The organism is Sphingomonas humi (assembly GCF_039536725.1).
Taxonomy (GTDB): domain Bacteria; phylum Pseudomonadota; class Alphaproteobacteria; order Sphingomonadales; family Sphingomonadaceae; genus Sphingomicrobium; species Sphingomicrobium humi.
The window spans coordinates 455,734-471,893 of record NZ_BAAAZD010000002.1; the positions used below are offsets into that span (position 1 = coordinate 455,734).

16 protein-coding genes are annotated in these 16,160 nt (G+C 68.4%); 9 read left to right on the forward strand and 7 right to left on the reverse strand.

What is annotated here, in order from left to right; all coding sequences use genetic code 11:
- Position 1: 1 nt before the first annotated feature.
- The gene (locus tag ABD729_RS10130) at positions 2-1,156 is read left to right on the forward strand and encodes an RsmB/NOP family class I SAM-dependent RNA methyltransferase (RefSeq protein ID WP_344710122.1); all 1,155 of its coding nucleotides are present in this window, start codon (positions 2-4) and stop codon (positions 1,154-1,156) included.
- On the forward strand, positions 1,153-1,683 hold the full coding sequence (locus tag ABD729_RS10135; protein ID WP_344710123.1) for a tetratricopeptide repeat protein: 531 nt from the start codon (positions 1,153-1,155) through the stop codon (positions 1,681-1,683). Before ABD729_RS10130 ends, ABD729_RS10135 begins: the two co-directional genes overlap by 4 nt.
- On the opposite strand, the gene rsmA is transcribed toward ABD729_RS10135, so the two are convergent.
- The 4 genes from rsmA to ABD729_RS10155 form a co-directional block, all read right to left on the reverse strand.
- A complete protein-coding gene (rsmA, locus tag ABD729_RS10140) occupies positions 1,670-2,491 on the reverse strand; it encodes a 16S rRNA (adenine(1518)-N(6)/adenine(1519)-N(6))-dimethyltransferase RsmA (RefSeq protein ID WP_344710124.1) in 822 nt (273 codons plus the stop codon). The genes ABD729_RS10135 and rsmA overlap by 14 nt on opposite strands.
- Positions 2,488-3,489, reverse strand: coding sequence for a 4-hydroxythreonine-4-phosphate dehydrogenase PdxA (pdxA, locus tag ABD729_RS10145; RefSeq protein ID WP_344710125.1), 1,002 nt, complete (start codon positions 3,487-3,489; stop codon positions 2,488-2,490). The genes rsmA and pdxA overlap by 4 nt, the downstream gene beginning before the upstream one ends.
- Before the next feature lie 91 nt (positions 3,490-3,580).
- A complete protein-coding gene (locus tag ABD729_RS10150) occupies positions 3,581-5,068 on the reverse strand; it encodes a peptidylprolyl isomerase (protein WP_344710126.1) in 1,488 nt (495 codons plus the stop codon).
- A gap of 81 nt (positions 5,069-5,149) precedes the next feature.
- The gene (locus tag ABD729_RS10155; RefSeq protein ID WP_344710127.1) at positions 5,150-7,393 is read right to left on the reverse strand and encodes an LPS-assembly protein LptD; all 2,244 of its coding nucleotides are present in this window, start codon (positions 7,391-7,393) and stop codon (positions 5,150-5,152) included.
- 149 nt (positions 7,394-7,542) lie between these two features.
- Between ABD729_RS10155 and ABD729_RS10160 the strand changes: the two genes are divergently transcribed.
- The 6 genes from ABD729_RS10160 to ABD729_RS10185 all read left to right on the forward strand — a co-directional run bounded on the left by ABD729_RS10160 (position 7,543) and on the right by ABD729_RS10185 (position 12,369).
- Entirely contained in the window at positions 7,543-9,018 is a 1,476-nt protein-coding gene (locus ABD729_RS10160) for a leucyl aminopeptidase (RefSeq protein WP_344710128.1), read from the forward strand.
- 85 nt (positions 9,019-9,103) lie between these two features.
- On the forward strand, positions 9,104-9,541 hold the full coding sequence (locus ABD729_RS10165; protein ID WP_344710129.1) for a DNA polymerase III subunit chi: 438 nt from the start codon (positions 9,104-9,106) through the stop codon (positions 9,539-9,541).
- A gap of 94 nt (positions 9,542-9,635) precedes the next feature.
- Positions 9,636-10,058 carry a nucleoside-diphosphate kinase gene (ndk, locus tag ABD729_RS10170; RefSeq protein ID WP_338504757.1) on the forward strand — a complete coding sequence of 141 codons (423 nt, stop codon included), beginning with the start codon at positions 9,636-9,638 and terminating at the stop codon, positions 10,056-10,058.
- Between the two features lie 116 nt (positions 10,059-10,174).
- Complete coding sequence (locus tag ABD729_RS10175) at positions 10,175-10,648, forward strand: DUF2231 domain-containing protein (RefSeq protein ID WP_344710130.1); 474 nt, start codon at positions 10,175-10,177, stop codon at positions 10,646-10,648.
- Positions 10,645-11,979: a PQQ-dependent sugar dehydrogenase gene (locus ABD729_RS10180; RefSeq protein WP_344710131.1), complete on the forward strand. Its 1,335-nt coding sequence runs from the start codon at positions 10,645-10,647 to the stop codon at positions 11,977-11,979. Before ABD729_RS10175 ends, ABD729_RS10180 begins: the two co-directional genes overlap by 4 nt.
- 60 nt (positions 11,980-12,039) lie before the next feature.
- Complete coding sequence (locus ABD729_RS10185; protein ID WP_344710132.1) at positions 12,040-12,369, forward strand: hypothetical protein; 330 nt, start codon at positions 12,040-12,042, stop codon at positions 12,367-12,369.
- Here ABD729_RS10185 and ABD729_RS10190 read toward each other — a convergent pair.
- The 3 genes from ABD729_RS10190 to purM form a co-directional block, all read right to left on the reverse strand.
- On the reverse strand, positions 12,362-12,607 hold the full coding sequence (locus tag ABD729_RS10190; RefSeq protein ID WP_344710133.1) for a DUF1294 domain-containing protein: 246 nt from the start codon (positions 12,605-12,607) through the stop codon (positions 12,362-12,364). The genes ABD729_RS10185 and ABD729_RS10190 overlap by 8 nt on opposite strands.
- A 39-nt stretch (positions 12,608-12,646) precedes the next feature.
- Positions 12,647-13,609, reverse strand: a complete 963-nt coding sequence (gene purN / locus ABD729_RS10195; RefSeq protein WP_344710134.1) for a phosphoribosylglycinamide formyltransferase — start codon at positions 13,607-13,609, stop codon at positions 12,647-12,649.
- 93 nt (positions 13,610-13,702) lie between these two features.
- Complete coding sequence (gene purM, locus ABD729_RS10200) at positions 13,703-14,788, reverse strand: phosphoribosylformylglycinamidine cyclo-ligase (protein WP_344710135.1); 1,086 nt, start codon at positions 14,786-14,788, stop codon at positions 13,703-13,705.
- Between the two features lie 63 nt (positions 14,789-14,851).
- Between purM and ABD729_RS10205 the strand changes: the two genes are divergently transcribed.
- Positions 14,852-16,159, forward strand: coding sequence for a heavy-metal-associated domain-containing protein (locus ABD729_RS10205; RefSeq protein ID WP_344710136.1), 1,308 nt, complete (start codon positions 14,852-14,854; stop codon positions 16,157-16,159).
- Position 16,160 lies beyond the last annotated feature (1 nt).

The window sequence follows — 16,160 nt, forward strand, 5'->3', positions numbered from 1 at the left end:
CGTGATCCCGCAAGCCCGCGCCCAGGCCGCGATCGAGATCCTGGACCAGGTGATCGCCTCCGCCCTGGAGGACGGACCACCGGCCGACGCGCTCGTTTCGGCCTATTTCAAGACGCGGCGCTATGCCGGATCCAAGGACCGCCGAGCGGTGCGGGAACTGGTGTTCCGGGCGATCCGCCATTCGGCCGAGGTGCCGGCCAGCGGGCGCGCCGCACTGCTCCCGCTGGCCGAGGAATTGTTCGACGGACACGGCCATGGCCCGGTGCCGGTCGAGGAAGGCGAACCGCGCGCCGCCGCGGGAGTGGTGCCCGGCTGGATCGTGCCTGAATTGTCGTCGCTGGTCGGCGAAGCGGAATGGCCCGCGCTGATCGAGCGCGCGCCGGTCGACCTTCGCGCCAATCTCGCCCGCACCAGCCGCGACGCGATGGTCGCGCATTTCGGCGCCCGGCCGACGCCGCTCAGCCCGTGGGGGCTGCGCCTTCCATCCGATAGCGCGGTGACCAGTGATCCGGCCTTCGATGGCGGGCTGGTCGAGGTGCAGGACGAGGGGAGCCAGCTGATCGCGCTCGCCTGCGACCCGGCCGGGCAGGGCCTAATGATCGACCTGTGCGCCGGCGCCGGCGGCAAGGCGCTGGCGCTTGCGGCAGCCAATCCGGCGGCGCGCATCATCGCGTGCGACACCAACAAGGCCCGCCTGATGAAGCTCGGCCCCCGCGCCGAGCGCGCGGGCGCTGAGATCGAATGGCGCCTCCTCGACCAGCCGCGCGAGGCAGAGGCGTTGGTCGAGTTCCAGGGCCAGGCCGACGTGGTGCTGGTCGATGCGCCCTGCTCGGGCTCGGGCACGTGGCGGCGCAATCCCGAAGGACGCTGGCGGCTGACCGCCGACCGGTTCGATCGCATCGCGGCCCTTCAGGCGCGCGTCCTCGATCTTGCGGCGCCGCTGGTCCGGCCCGGCGGAAGCCTCGTCTACGCCGTCTGCTCACTGCTGGCCCGGGAAGGGCGCGACCAGGCCGACGCCTTCCTCAGCCGCCATTCAGGCTTCGCCCAGCAGGATATTCCCATGGACGTCGGGCGTTTGGACGGAGTGGGCCGGTTGTTGACGCCGGGTCATGACGGCACCGACGGCTTTTTCATTGCGCGGTTCCGTGCCACATGAGCGGGAACGCCGCCTGGGAGACGATGATGCGTTTGCTTCCGATTGCCATTGTCCTGGGGATTGCCGGCGCGACCATTGCCTCCTCGGGCGAAACGCAGGTCCCGGACGCGCAGATCAGCCCGCAGTCGCTGCAATGGCAAAAGGCGGGTGAGACCGCGCTTGCGGCGGGCCAGTTCCAGGCTGCCGACGACGCGCTCGAAACCGCGCTGATCATCGATCCCCGCAACCGCGGCGCCTTTATCGCACTTGCCCGCGTCGCGCAGCGGCAAAAGCTCTATGGCCAGGCGATCCGCTTCACCAGCAAGGCCCTCTCGCTGGAACCGAACGATCCCGTCGCCCTCGGCGTCCAGGGGGAAGCGATGGTGGAGCAAGGCGCGACCGCCCGTGCCCAGCAGAACCTCGCCAAGATCAAGAGCCTGTGCGGTGCCAACGCCTGCGCGCCGGCCGACAGCCTCGCCGCACTGATCCAGCGCGGTCCGGCAATGGCGGTCAAGGCGCCTGCGGCGGACGCTCCTAAGAAGAACTGAGCGTCCGGGCGAGGGCGACCCATTCGTCCACGCTGACCGTTTCCGCCCGCCGCTCGGCCGCGATGCCGAGCGCGGGCAAGGCATCGAGAGCGCCGCTCACCCCCTTAAGGCTCTGGCGCAGCATCTTGCGGCGCTGGCCGAACGCCGCAGCAGTGAGGCGTTCAAGGACGCCCAGGCTGACGCCCTGCGGCTCGGCGGCCGGAACGATGTGGACCACCGCCGAAGTAACCCTTGGCGGCGGCACGAAGGCCGAGCGATGGACGGGCAGCGCGATGCGCGGGGTGGCGCGCCACTGGGCGGCGACGGCAAGCCGGCCGTAGGCGTCGTCCCCCGGCCTCGCGACGATCCGCTCCGCCACTTCCTTCTGGAACATCAGCGTCAGGCTGTCCCACCACGGAGTCCAGTCCGCCGCCAGCCAGCGCAGCAGCAGCGCGGTGCCGACATTGTAGGGGAGGTTTGAAACGATGTGCGCGCCGCGTCCGACCAGCGGTTGTTCATCGACCTTCAGCGCATCTTCTTCCAACAGGGTAAGCCGGCCGGGGAACAGCTCCTGCAACTCCGCCAGCGCCGGGAGGCAGCGACGGTCGCGTTCCACCGCGGTGACCCGCGCGCCCGCGTCGAGCAGCGCGCCGGTAAGGCCGCCGGGACCCGGCCCGACCTCATAGACTGCGCGGTCCTGAAGGTCGCCCGGAATGGCCGCGATCCGCGCCAGCAGCTGGCGGTCGAGGAGGAAGTTCTGGCCAAGCGCCTTGGACGCGCTGAGGCCATGGCGGGCGATCACGTCGCGCAGGGGCGGAAGGTTGCTCAACCGTGGAGGGCGCGGTGGCGGGCGCAGCTTGCCGCCATCCGGATCGCCGCCGCCATCGCCCGCGGATCGGCGCGGTCCTGCCCGGCGATGTCGAACGCGGTGCCGTGGTCGGGCGCGGCGCGGACGATCGGCAGCCCCAACGTCAGGTTCACGCCCTCTTCGAAATGCAGTGCCTTGAGGGGAATGAGCGCCTGGTCGTGATACATGCAGAGCGCCGCATCGTAGCGCGCGCGGGCGGACGCATGGAACATCGTGTCGGCGGGATAAGGCCCGGTCACGTCCCAGCCCTCTTCACGCAAGGTGGCGATCGCGGGCTCGATCACTTCCTGCTCCTCGCGGCCCAGCGCGCCATTCTCGCCGGCGTGGGGGTTGAAGCCGGCGATCGCCAGGCGCGGGTGGGCGATGCCGAAATTGCGCTGCAGCCCGCGCAAGGTGGCCCGCGCCCGCGCTTCGATCAGCGGCGCGCTGAGGACGTCCGCGACGTCGCGCAGCGGCATGTGCGTAGTGACCGGCACCGTCCGAAGCGTCGGCCCGGCCAGCATCATCGCGACATTGCCGGGCGACACCCCACATCGCTCGGCCACGAATTCGGTCTGGCCTGGATGGTTGAAGCCGATCGCGTACAGCTGGTGCTTTGCGACCGGCCCGGTGACCACACCCGCGCAGGTGCCCGAACGCGCAAGGCCGACGGCAAGCTCGAGGCTGTCGAGGCTGCAATGCGCGCCGGCGGTGGTCGGTTGTCCGGGCAGGCTTGCAGCGGCGGCCGGAACGGCGAGCAGGGGCAGGCCGTGGTCGAACGCGTCGACCGCCTCGGCCGGGTTGGAAAGTACCGCGATCGGCCCGTCCCACACTTCCGACAGGCTGCGCGGATCGCCGACCGCGACGAACGGCGGGACCGACAGCGCGCGGCGGCTGTCCCATGTCTTGGCAACCACTTCGGGGCCGATCCCGGCCGGGTCGCCAAGCGAAACGGAAAGCAGGAGGGGAGGAAGGCTCATTCAGCTCCTCCCTGTCATCGCGGGCGCAGCGAGGCAATCCACGAGCGGGATCCCGGACTGCCTCATGCTGCTGGCGATGACGAGGGGATGATCAGCGATAATCGATGACGGCGTCGCGGCGAAGGTCGCGCAGATAGCGGCGCGCGCGCAAGTTGACCCGCTCTTCCTGAAGCTGGGCGAACACGGCGTCCGGGTTGGGCGCATTGGCACTCTGCTCCTCGTCGCGGCCGCAGATGACCAGGACGCGGACGCCCTCGCCGATGCTGCCGAACGGGCGCGTCGCCTGGCCGACCTGCATCGGGAGCATCATCTCCTGCAGCGCGGCCGGAAGGTCGCGGAGCTTGACGCCGTCTGACTGGACGACCTCGCCCTTGAACTCCGCCGCCGTCTTGTCCGCGCCGCCGCACCCGCCGATGTTCTGCGCCGCCGCGGCAAAGCGCTGCAACGTCGGCTCGGCCGCCGCTGCGGTCGTGCCCTTGGGGAAGCTGATCGAAAGCTGCTTCAGCGACAGCACGGCATTGCGCGGATCGGCGGTCAGCACCTTGCGCGTGTCCTGCACCGCGATGATCGAATAGCCGCCCGGAACGGCAATCGCCTGGCTCAGCTGGCCCGGTCCCATCTGGCGGAGCACGGAGGCGAGCTGGTCGGGAAGCTGCTCGGGCTTAACCCAGCCAAGATCGCCGCCGACCGCGGCCGTCGACGCTTCGGAATATTGGCGGGCATAGCCGGCAAAGCTCGCGCCCTGCTGAAGCGCGCCGATGATCTGCTGCGCTGCCTGGGCGACCTGCGCCTGATTGGCCGGCGTGGACGACAGGTAGATCTCGCCGACGCGATATTCCTGCGTACCCTTGGACGCGTTGAGGCGGTCGATCACCGCCTTCACCTCGTCGTCACCGACGCTGATCTGGCTTTCGATCTTCTGACGCTGGAGGCGCTGCCAGGCGATCTCGCCCTGGATCTGACGGCGGATCGAGCTGATCGAGCTGCCATTCTGCTTGAGATAGGTCGCCAGTTCGGCCGGGCTGCGCTTCACGCCCTGCGCGACCCGCGCGACGGTGCGGTCGATGTCGATCGGGGCGACCTTGATCTCGGCAGCTTCCGCGGCCTGGATCTGCAGCGTTTCGTCGATCAGGTTGCGAAGCACCTGGACGCGCAGCCGCTCTTCCTCGTCCTTCGGGATCGGAGTGTCGTTCGAAATCGCGAGAAGCGCGAGGCGCTGGTCGATGTCGGTCTGGGTGATGACCTCGCCGTTGACGATCGCGCTCGCCTTGACGACCGCGGGGATCGGACGGCCGAACACGGTCACCGTATCCGGCAGGTTGAGGGCAGCCGTGGTCTTGCGCTCGCCCGGTTGCGAAGTGGCAGGCGCGGCCTGGGCGGTCGTCGCCTTCGCGGTCGATGCCGTGGCGGCGGTGGTGGCCGCGGGCTTGGTGGAACGCGTCGGCGCAACGGCCGTCTTGCTTGCCGCAGCCTTCGGGCGCGGTGCCGGCTGGACAGCCTTCGGCGCAACCTGCGCGGCCGCGACCCCGGCGAGCGAGGCGATCAGGGCGGTCGTGAAAAGCGTCTTCGCCTTAGCCATGGAAAGCCTTTATATCCCTTGTCATTTCAACCAGTTCACGCGTGATTGCCGGATACGCGCTGAACCGGCGATGAGCGCCTGTTAGCGGCTCAGCCCCTTCAAGGACAGGCGGAAACTAAAGGTGCTGCCCTCGGCACGGTCGCCCAGCCGCTCGTAATCGCGCCGCCAACTGATCCCGAACGACAGGCAGTCGTCCTCGTAATCGAGGCTCAGGCGATGCCGGACCGAGTTGATTCCGTCGGAAATGTTGAGCGGGTCTTCGTCGCCGTTGGTGAGGTCGAGCACGGTCGCCCCGAACACCGACCAGAAGCGATGGAATTTCCACCTCCCGGCAAGCCGCAGCTCCTCCTTGTCGCGCAGATCTTCGACCTTCTGGTCGACGTTGCGGTTGAGGCGGAGGTAATCGATCCGGGCGTAGGTCTCGGTCGTGCCGACGGTCAGGTCGAGCTCGTTGCGGCGAACCGCGAAATTGTCCTTGTCGAGCCGGAACCGGTGGGTGAGGTCGACGAACCGGCCGACCTTGACCCGCGTCCGTCCGACAAAGTCCGACCAGCGGTCGGTAAGGCCGGTGCCGTTGGGAAAGATCTGCGCGTCGCGGTTGAAGCGATACGACTGGCCGATGTTGCTCGACACCGCCCAACCCGGCCGGTCGAGGTTCCAGTCGACCCCATAGGTGAGGCGGCTGCCGTCTTCCCACCGGTCGTAGCCGGGGAAGCGGTTGAGGGCGAAGAGGTTGCTGTCCTCGAGGTCGACCGCCCGGCTGTCCTCGTTGGGCAGGCTGATGTTGGCAGTCGGCGGGGTGACCACGATCTGCGCACGCGGGGTCAGTCGCTGGACGCCGCCGAGGAGTTGACCGGCGAATGGCCAGCGGACCTCGGCGGCGGCAGCGGCGATTCCTCGCCCGCGCCAGCCTTTTTCGCCGCGATAGATAGCCGCGCTGGTCAACTCGTTCTGCGCGCTGTGGTAGATGTCGCCGCGGGCATAGCCGGTGAACAGCAGCTCCTGCCCGAACGTCGTCAGCTTCCTCAGGTCCCAGCGGGCGCCGGCAAAGGCGCGCTGGCTGTCCTGGCCCTCGCGGCGGAATACCGCCAGGCTGTTCGCCTGAAGTTCCACCCGTCCGCCGAGGATCGGGTCGGCCAGGCGGATCCGCGCGTCGATCGCGGGCAGCGCGAACGGGATCCGGCGCTGGATGTCGTTCTGGCGCACGCCCTGGAAGGCCCAGCCGGCGATGCTGACATAGCTGTCGAGGTCGATCCGCTCGAGATCGAGGAAGTTGCGATAGCGGTCGTCGCGATTGATGTCGTAGAAGCGGGCGACGCTCTTGTCGGTGGCGGCGCGCAGCTGCCCGGTCAGGCTCCACAGCGGCGAGAACTGGAACTTGCCATTGCCCTCGAAATAGGCCCGCACGCCCTTGTCGGAGCGGCTGTCGTCATAGCTCGTCCGGTCGCCGTAGGTGACGAACGCGCCGAGCGAGAAGGCGCCCAGCCGGTTGAGTTCGCGGTAGCGGCCTTCGACGCCCGGCGCGACCGAGGTGTAGAGGTGCGGCGTGACCGTCAGGTCGCGGTTTGGCGCGAACTTCAGCTGGTAGGGAAGGGACAATTCGGCCCCGAGGCGCCGGCTGTAGCGAAGCTCGGGCAGCAGGAACCCCGAATAGCCTTGGCCGCCGTTGCCGGTGCCGAGGCTGAACACGGGCAGGAGGGGGAGGGTGATGCCGAACAGTTCGAACCGGCCGCGCTCGAAGCGAATGCGCTCGGCCTTCTGGTCGTAGCGGACGCGGGCTGCGAGGATGCGCCAACTCGGCCGGCGCGGGCAGCCCGCCTCGTTGTCGATGCGGCACGGGCTGTAGACCGCGTTATCGAGGGTGGTGATGTCGCCGACCCGGGTGGCGCGATCGGCCGCCAGGCGCCCGCCGCTTTCCAGCACGACCAGCAGATTGTCGATGGTGGCGTCGCGAAGCGCATCGTCGAGCACCACGCGTTCGGAAATCAGGCGGTCGCCCTGCGGCTGGACCACGACCACATTGCCGGTCGCGATCACCTCGCCGCTGCGGCGGTCCCAGCGAACCTGGTCGGCGGCGACGAAGGTGCCCTGGCGATTGACCCGGACCTTGCCGACGGCGGTGACCACCTCGGCATTGCTGTCATATTCGACCCGGTCGGCGGTGAAGGCGAGTTCCTGGTCGCCCGCGGCAAGCGGCGCGGTCTCCGCCGGGCCGGGCTGCGTGCTCGCGGGAAGGGGCGCAGGCTGCTGCTCCTGCGCTGCGGCCGGCACTGCAGCCAAGAGGACCAGCGGTAGCGCCGTCCAGGCCGTGACGCCGTATCGCACCAGGTATGTCCGCCTTGATCCGCTGAACCGTTTCGAGAAGCGCCGCCTATTGCAGCCTTCTGGGGCCGGGGCAACGGGCTTGGCAGCGCGGGGGGCGCGGGCTTAAGGACGCCGCAACTCGTTCCAACATGCCAGCAGGTACCTCCCCCATGCAGATCCGCTTCGCAGACGCCCTTCCTTCCGGCAGCTACGCCCTCGTCCTCCCGGTCGCCGGCGCTGAACGAAACAACCTCGCCTCGCTCGGCGATCATCGCGCCGCCGTCGAGGCTGCTGCGCGCGGCCAGCGCTTCGAAGGTGAGGCCGGCGCGGTCGCGGAAAGCTGGATCGGCGGCAACGGCGAAGCGCAGGTCCGCCGGCTTCTGCTGGTCGGTACCGGCACGGCCAGCGATGGCGCCGCGGCCGAACGGCTCGGCGGGACGATGGTCGGCCGCCTGCTGACCTCGGGCGAGAAGACCGTCGCGATCGACCTCACCGGAACGCGCTTCGACGCGGAAGCAGCGGCGCGGCTGGCGCTTGGCGCGGCGTCGCGGGCGTGGCGCTATGACCTTTACCGCACCAAGCTCAAGGAAAAGCAAAAGCCGACCGTCGAGGAATTGGTGATCGTCGGGGCACCGGGCGGGGCCGAGCAGCGCTGGACCGAGCGCTACGAAGGTGTGCTGGCCGGCGTGAAGCTGACCCGCGAACTGGTCACCGAGCCGGCCAACATCATTTATGCCGAGACCTTCGTCGAGCGGGTCAGGAAGCATGCTGAGGGCACCGGGCTCGAGATCGAGGCGCTGGGCCAGGCCGAGATGGAGAAGCTCGGCATGGGCTCGCTCCTTAGCGTCAACCAGGGCACCGTTCGCGAACCGCGATTGCTGGTGATGCGCTGGAACGGCGGCGGCCACCCGACCGACAAGCCGCTGGCACTGATCGGCAAGGGGGTCACCTTCGACACTGGCGGCATTTCGATCAAGCCGGCCGCCGGCATGGAAGCGATGAAGTGGGACATGGGCGGCGCAGGCGCGGTTGCCGGCGCCATGCTCGCGCTTGCCAGCCGCAAGGCCAAGGCCAACGTCATCGGCCTGTGCGGGCTGGTCGAGAACATGCCGTCGGGCAGCGCGACCCGGCCGGGCGACGTCGTCACCTCCATGAATGGCCAAACCATCGAGGTCATCAACACCGACGCCGAAGGCCGCCTCGTCCTTGCCGATGTCATGACCTACGCGCAGCGCGAACTTGGCGTGCGGCGGATGGTCGACCTTGCGACGCTGACCGGCGCGATGCTGGTCGCGCTCGGCCACGAACATGCGGGCCTGTTCTCCAACAACGACACGCTGGCGGGCGAACTGAGCGCAGCCGGGACCGAGACCGGCGAGAAGCTGTGGCGGATGCCGCTCGGCGATGCCTATGACCGGCTGATCGACAGCCCGATCGCCGACATCAAGAATGTCGGTCCGCGCGAAGGTGGCTCGATCACCGCCGCGCAATTCCTCCAGCGCTTTGTCGAGGAGGGCGTCGAATGGGCCCATCTCGACATCGCCGGCACGGTGTGGAGCGACAAGCCGGGCAGCACCTTCGACAAGGGCGCGACGGGCTTTGGCGTGCGCCTCCTCGACCGCTTCGTGGAACTGACCGCCGAGTGAACCCTGCTCGTCATTGCGAGCGTGGCGGAGCAATCCAGCGCCGGGTGGATTGCTTCGTCGCTTCGCTCCTCGCAATGACGACGGCATGAGGGTCGACTTCTACCAACTCGCTGGCACCCCGCTCGACGAGGTCGTGGCGACCCTTGCCCGCAAGGTGCTTGAGGGCGGCGAACGGCTGCTGGTGGTCATGGCGGACGAAGGCGCGCTCGCGCGGCTCGACCGCATGCTGTGGGAGCAGGGGGAGGCCGATTTCCTCGCTCATGGCATTGCGGGCGGGGGCGAGGATGCGCGCCAGCCCATCCTGCTCTCGACCACGCCCGACCCAGCGAATGGCGCGCGCAACCTGCTGATGGCGGACGGCGAATGGCGCGAAGCCGCACTCACCTTCGAACGCGCCTTCCATCTGTTCGACGAAGCCAGCCTCGGTGAAGCGCGCCAGGCATGGAAACTCCTGTCGGGTCGCGAGGGGGTCGAGCGCAATTACTGGGCGCGCGAGGACGGGCGCTGGGTCCGCAAGGTCTGACCGCGGACCAGCCCGGCGCTTGCCACTTTCCCGACCTCCCGCTAGGGGCGCGCGCAATCCTTTACCCCACCACTTTCATCAACGGAGCATTCCCGTGGCCGTCACGCGCACCTTCTCGATCATCAAGCCCGATGCCACCCGCCGCAACCTCACCGGTGCGGTCACCAAGATGCTGGAAGAGGCCGGCCTTCGCGTCGTCGCTTCCAAGCGCATCCACATGACCAGGGAGCAGGCCGAGGGCTTCTACGGCGTGCACCGCGAGCGTCCCTTCTTCAACGACCTCGTGTCGTTCATGATCTCGGGCCCGGTCGTGGTCCAGGTACTCGAGGGCGAGGATGCCGTGAAGCGCAACCGCGACATCATGGGCGCGACCAACCCCGAAAACGCCGACGCCGGCACCATCCGCAAGGAACTAGCCGAATCGATCGAAGCCAATTCGGTCCACGGTTCGGATTCGGACGAGAACGCCAAGATCGAGATCGACTATTTCTTCAAGCCTGAGGAAATCGTCGGCTGAGCCACAAGCTCCTTCCGATCTTTGGGCCCGTCGGAGCATCTCCGGCGGGCCTTTTTCGTGCGGACATGACAGGGGCGTAACGGAACCGCCACCGATTGCCACGCGTAGCGCCTTTCATGGCAGATCAGGTTCTTTCCGGCGGCGCCGACCGCCCCCGCTCCGCCGCCGTCACGGCCGGCCGCCCCTTGCACGTCCTGTTGTCGCCCTATGCGACCACCTGCTTCGTCGGGGCCTTGCTGACCGACATCGCCTATTCGCGCTCCGCCAACATCCAGTGGGCGAACTTCTCCGCCTGGCTGCTGGTCGCGGGACTGGTTTTCTGCGGCCTGTCGATCCTCGTCGCGCTGCTCGGCCATTTCAGCCACCGCGGGGCGCCCGGCAACAAGACGCTCGGCATCGCGCACGGGGTGATCAGCATCTCGATCTTCATTGTCGAACTGTTCAACAGCTTCGTTCATGCGCGCGACGGCTGGACCTCGGTGGTACCGACCGGCCTCACGCTGTCGGTAATCGCGGTGATCCTGATCGCCATCAACGGTTTCGTCGGGTTGCGGCTGGAACGCGACCCCGCAGTGAGGATCGGCCGATGAATCTGCGCCAGACGCTCCCCTTCCTGCTGGCCGGAACGCTTGCCGCCTGCGGCACCGGCGAAGCGATCAATCCGGTCGACCAGACGGGTCCCAACCCCACGCTTCCGGCGATCCAGCAATATCTCTTCCCGCCGATGAAGATCGCGCCGCCGCTCGGCTGGAAGCAGGGGCAGAAGCCGACCGCGCCCGCGGGCTTCGCGGTGCAGGCGCTGGCGACCAACCTCAAGAACCCGCGCTTCCTCTATCCGCTGCCCAACGGCGACATCATCGTGGTTGAAAGCACGGGTCCCGCGCTTGAAGGGATCAACCGGCCCAAGGACCTCTTCATGGGCTATTTCTTCGGCCGTGCGCATGGTGACGTGCCGGGCGAGGGTCCGTCCAACCGCCTGCTGCTCCTGCGCGATACCAATGGCGACGGCGTGATCGAAGGCAAGTCGGTCCTGATCGACCATGTCGCCTCGCCGTTCGGGGTCGTTTACGCCGACGGCAATCTTTACGTCGCCAGCCACGAATCGGTGCTGCGCTATCCCTTCACGCCCGGGCAGACCCGGATCGACGCGCAGCCGACGGTGCTGACCGAACTTCCCGGCGGCCCGATCGACCACCACTGGACCAAGAGCCTGACCATCAGCCCCGACGGACAGCGGCTTTATGCGACGGTGGGGTCCAATTCGAACATCGTCGAGAATGGCTTCGAGGCCGAAAAGGGCCGCGCCGCCGTGTGGGAGATCGATCGCCAGAGCGGGCGCTCGCGCGTCTTCGCGACGGGTCTTCGCAATCCCAACAGCCCGACCTTCTACCCTGGCACCAACACCTTCTGGGTCGTCGTCAACGAACGCGACGAGATCGGCCAGAACCTCGTCCCCGACTATATGACGAGCGTCAAAGACGGCGGCTTCTACGGCTGGCCCTACAGTTATTACGGCCAGCACGTCGATCCGCGGGTGCGGCCGCAACGGCCCGACCTCGTCGCCAGGGCAACGCCGCCCGACTATGCGCTCGGCCCCCACGTCGCGGCACTCGGGCTGACCTTCTACACCGGGGCGAGCTTCCCCGCGCAATATCGCGGCGGCGCGTTCGTCGGCGAGCATGGCAGCTGGAACCGCACGCAGTTCAATGGCTACAAGGTGGTGTTCGTCCCCTTCGCCAACGGCCGCCCAAGCGGCAAGCCGCAGGACTTCCTGACCGGCTTCACCGACGGGGAAAACGTCTTCGGCCGCCCGGTCGGAGTCGCGCAGGACCGGACCGGCGCGCTGCTGGTCGCCGACGACGCGGCCAACACCGTCTGGCGGGTCGCACCGGCCCAGAACGCGCGGGTGGCCAGCCGCTAACCGCTTCATCATCGGTTCAGGGCCGGAATGACATTCTGTGCCCTATCTGATGGGAGGCCCGTGATGATCGGACTGGTGCTGGCGGCAATGATTGGGTCGGGCCCGCTCGCCGGGACGATCCCGGTCCAGGCCCGGCCGCTGCCGTCCTACAATCCTGCGACCAGTGCCGACCTCGGGACCATCCGCCGCGACGTCCGCAAGGGCCGCGAGGAAGGTTCGCTGTCGCGCCGCCAGGCGAGGGAGCTGCGGCGCGAAAGCCGCGAAGTCGCCATGCTCGAGGAGCGCTATGCGGCAGGCGGTCTCAGCACGGCCGAACAGGCGGAGCTCAAGGCCCGGATCGAGGTGCTGCGCGCACTGACCCGCGGCAAACGGCTCGGCACCATCAAGTAAGGCGCGGCCCCGCCACCAGCCAGCCAAGCAGGCCCAGCTGAACCAGGGCGATCAGGTACAATTGTGTCGAAAAAGGCTGCTTGCGCGTCTTGTGGCGAAGCAGCTGGCGCGCGGCAAAGGCCGCCGGTGACCCGCCCAGGAAGGCGAGCGACAGGAGCTCGCTTTCGGACACCCGCCACTCGCCGCGCCCCGCGCGTTCCTTGTCCTGCCAGAACCGCAGGAAGGTGAGGGCGTTCACGGCGGCAAGCCAGGCGACAATGACAAGCGGCGACAAGGCTCAGAACTCGTCCGCGGCCCGCATCAGCCTGGTCAGCCGGGGCGGGGCACAGGCGCGCCAACTCCGCTCGAGCCAATCGCGCACCTCGTCCCAGTCGGTATCCGGCCGGTTGAGCCTGAACCCCAGCCAACCGCTCGCACCATAATATTTGGGCCAGTAGTAAGTCTCGGGCCGCGCCTCGATCAGGCCGGTCATCTCGTCCGGGCCGCTCGCCTTGACCAGCAACCCGATCGCGTCCTCGCCATGATGACGATCGGCCAGAATGGCAAACAGCTTGGCCGATTTCTCGCTGCCCACCGCCCAGCCGGGAGAGCCGTGGCTGGTCTTGCGCAGCACTTCGGGAAAGGTGGCGGCAATGGCGTCGACCTGGCGTTCGATCCAGCCCGCATCCTGGTGGCGCGAGACATAGGCGGCAAGCGTGGCCGGATACAGCTGGTGCTCGGCAAGCCGCACCCGCTGCGCAAGGCTTTCGGCGGTGTCGCCCGCGCGGATGGCGACCGGCAGCTGTCCCAGCACCTCGCCAGCGTCGACCTCTTCGGTGACGAGGTGGACGCTGCACCCGCCATGGCTGTCGCCGGCGTCGAGTGCCCGCTGGTGCGTGTCGAGGCCGCGATAGTTGGGCAGCAGCGAGGGATGGATGTTGAGCAGGCGCCCTTGCCAGCGCTCCACGAACGCCGGCGTCAGGAGGCGCATGTAGCCCGCCAGCGCGACCGCATCGGGGCGAGCGGCGGTGAGTGCCTCGTGCAAGGCCTCGTCGAACTCGTCGCGTGCGACGCCCTTGTGGCTGAGCGACCAGGTCGGGACCCCTTCGGCCTCGGCCAGTGCAAGCCCCGGCGCTTGCGGATTGTTGGAGGCGACCAGCACGATCTCGAACACCGAACCCGGCAGCCTGCTGGCATAAAGCAGCGCCGCCATGTTGCTTCCCTCGCCCGAGATGACGATCGCGACGCGGGCCTTCAACACCGGTCCTCGTTCGCCCTGAGCGAAGTCGAAGGGCGCTGGTGCATGCGTGCTTCGACTTCGCTCAGCACGAACGACACCCTTGTGTCCGCGGCATCACCCATGGTTGTGGGTGGCGCTCCAGGCGCCCTTCGCGCTCCAGCTTTCACTAGGCCCGCGCACGGTGCAGCCGCGGGGCCCTTCCTCGATATGACCGATGCGGTGCACGGTCTCGCCGGCGGCGGAAAGCGCGGCGGCGACGGCCTCGGCATTCTCCTCCCGGACCACCACGACCATCCCGATCCCGCAGTTGAAGGTGCGGGCAAGTTCCTCGGGTTCGATCGACCCCCCGGCCTGCAGCCAGGAGAACAGGGGCGGCAAATCCCAGGCGTCGGCCTGCACCACGGCATGGCAACCGTCGGGCAGGACCCTCGGGATGTTCTCGAGCAATCCGCCACCGGTAATGTGCGCCAGCCCCGCGATGCGTGCCGCCCGGATCTCGGGCAGCAGGCTCTTTACATAGATTCGCGTCGGCTCGAGCAGCAGGTCGCCAAGCAGCCGCTCGGGTGCGAAGCGGGCAGGGCGGTCGAGCTTCCACCCGTTCACCTCGATCAGGCGGCGGACGAGGCTGAAGCCGTTCGAATGGACACCGCTGCTGGCAAGGCCGAGCAGCACGTCGCCCGGACGGATGGCGGCCCCGGTCAGCTGTTCCCCGCGCTCCACCGCCCCGACGCAGAAGCCTGCAAGGTCATAATCACCCGCCGCATACATGCCCGGCATCTCCGCCGTCTCGCCGCCGATCAGCGCGCAGCCGGCCTGTAGGCAGCCTTGCGCGATCGACGCGACCACTGCTTCGGCGACCCCGTTGTCCAGCTTCCCGGTCGCGAAATAGTCGAGGAAGAACAGGGGCTCGGCGCCCTGCACGACAAGGTCGTTGACGCACATCGCGACCAGATCGATGCCGACGCCCTCGTGCCGATCGAGGTCGATCGCCAGCTTGAGCTTGGTTCCGACCCCGTCATTGGCCGCGACCAGCAGCGGATCAACGAAGCCCGCGGCTTTCAGGTCGAAGAAGCCGCCGAAGCCGCCGAGATCGGCATCCGCACCCGGCCGGCGCGTCGCCTTGGCGAGCGGCGCGATGGCCTTCACGAGCGCGTTGCCGGCGGCGATGCTGACGCCTGCCTGTTCGTAAGTAAGCCCCATGGCGCCCGCCTAGCCGAGAAGAGCCTTGGAAATCGAGCCCCAAGCTGCTTTGAGGGCGACGGTATGCCGCGCCTCCCTCTGCGATTATTGTTTGTCGCCCTGCTCGGCTGCGCCGGGCTCGGCACCGCCGTCTTCGCTCAGCTTGAGAGCGGCGACCGCGGCATCCCGCCCATCGACAGTGCAAGCACGCTCGAAATCGGCGGGATCAAGGTCGATGTCGCGGCCAAGGATGCGGAGACCGCGCGCCTTGCCGGCTGGCGCATGGCGCAGCGGCAGGGCTTCGCCAAATTGTGGGCGCAGATGCACCGCGCCCCCGAAAGCGAGGCGCCCAAGCTCCCCGATTCGACGCTCGACGGGATCGTCAGCTCGATCGAGATCGAGGAGGAGCGCATTGCGCCCGGCCGCTACATGGCGAGTCTCCAGATTCTGTTCGACCGCTCCCGCTCGGCCGCGCTGCTCGGCGCGTCGGGGCCGGTGCGGCGGTCGGCACCGATGCTGCTGATCCCGGTGATGGTCAGCGGCGGCACCGCCACGACGGTTGAACTGCGCAATCCGTGGCAGCGCGCCTGGGCCGAATATCGCACCGCCAACAGCGCGATCGATTATGTTCGTATCTCTGGGCAGGGGATCGACCCGTTGATCGCCACTGCCGCACAGGTCCGCCGGCCGGGCCGGGCAATGTGGCGCAACCTCGTCGATTTCTATGGCGCGTCCGACGTGCTGGTGGCGACCGCGCAGGTGCGGCGTCTCTATCCCGGCGGTCCGTCGGTCGCGACCTTCACCGGAAGTTTCGGCCCCGACCGCCAACTGCTCGGCAGCTTCACCCTGCGCGCCGACAGCAGCGCCGACCTGCCGCGGATGATGGCCGAAGGCGTGCGGCAGATGGACGCGCTCTACACCAGTTGGCTGGCGAGCGGGGGCCTGCGCCCCGATCCGAGCCTGCTGCCGCCCCCGCCGCCGGTCGAGGAATTGGTCGAGGAGGAAGCGCCGCAGGCCCCGACCGAGCAGGTGATCCAGATATCCGTCACCTCGCCTTATTCGCCGGTCGGCTGGCTCCGCTCGATCCCGGGGGTCGCCTCGGTCCAGGAAATCGGCAGCCAGGTCCTCGTGGTCCGCTTCAAGGGGTCGCAGGGCCAGCTCGCATCGGCCCTCAATTCGCGCGGCTGGCAGACCAGCAGCGCAAGTGGCGTGTTCACCATCACCGGCTACGCGCCGCCCGCCCAGCCGCAGCCTGCCGCGCCGCCGCCCGCTCAGCCGGCCGCCCCGGCATCGCCTCAGCCGCAACCCCAGCCGGCCCGCCCCGCGCCGCCGCAGCAGCGCGCCCCGGCCGAACCTCTGGTCCCCGTGACCACCAGGCGGCCCGGTGCCTGAG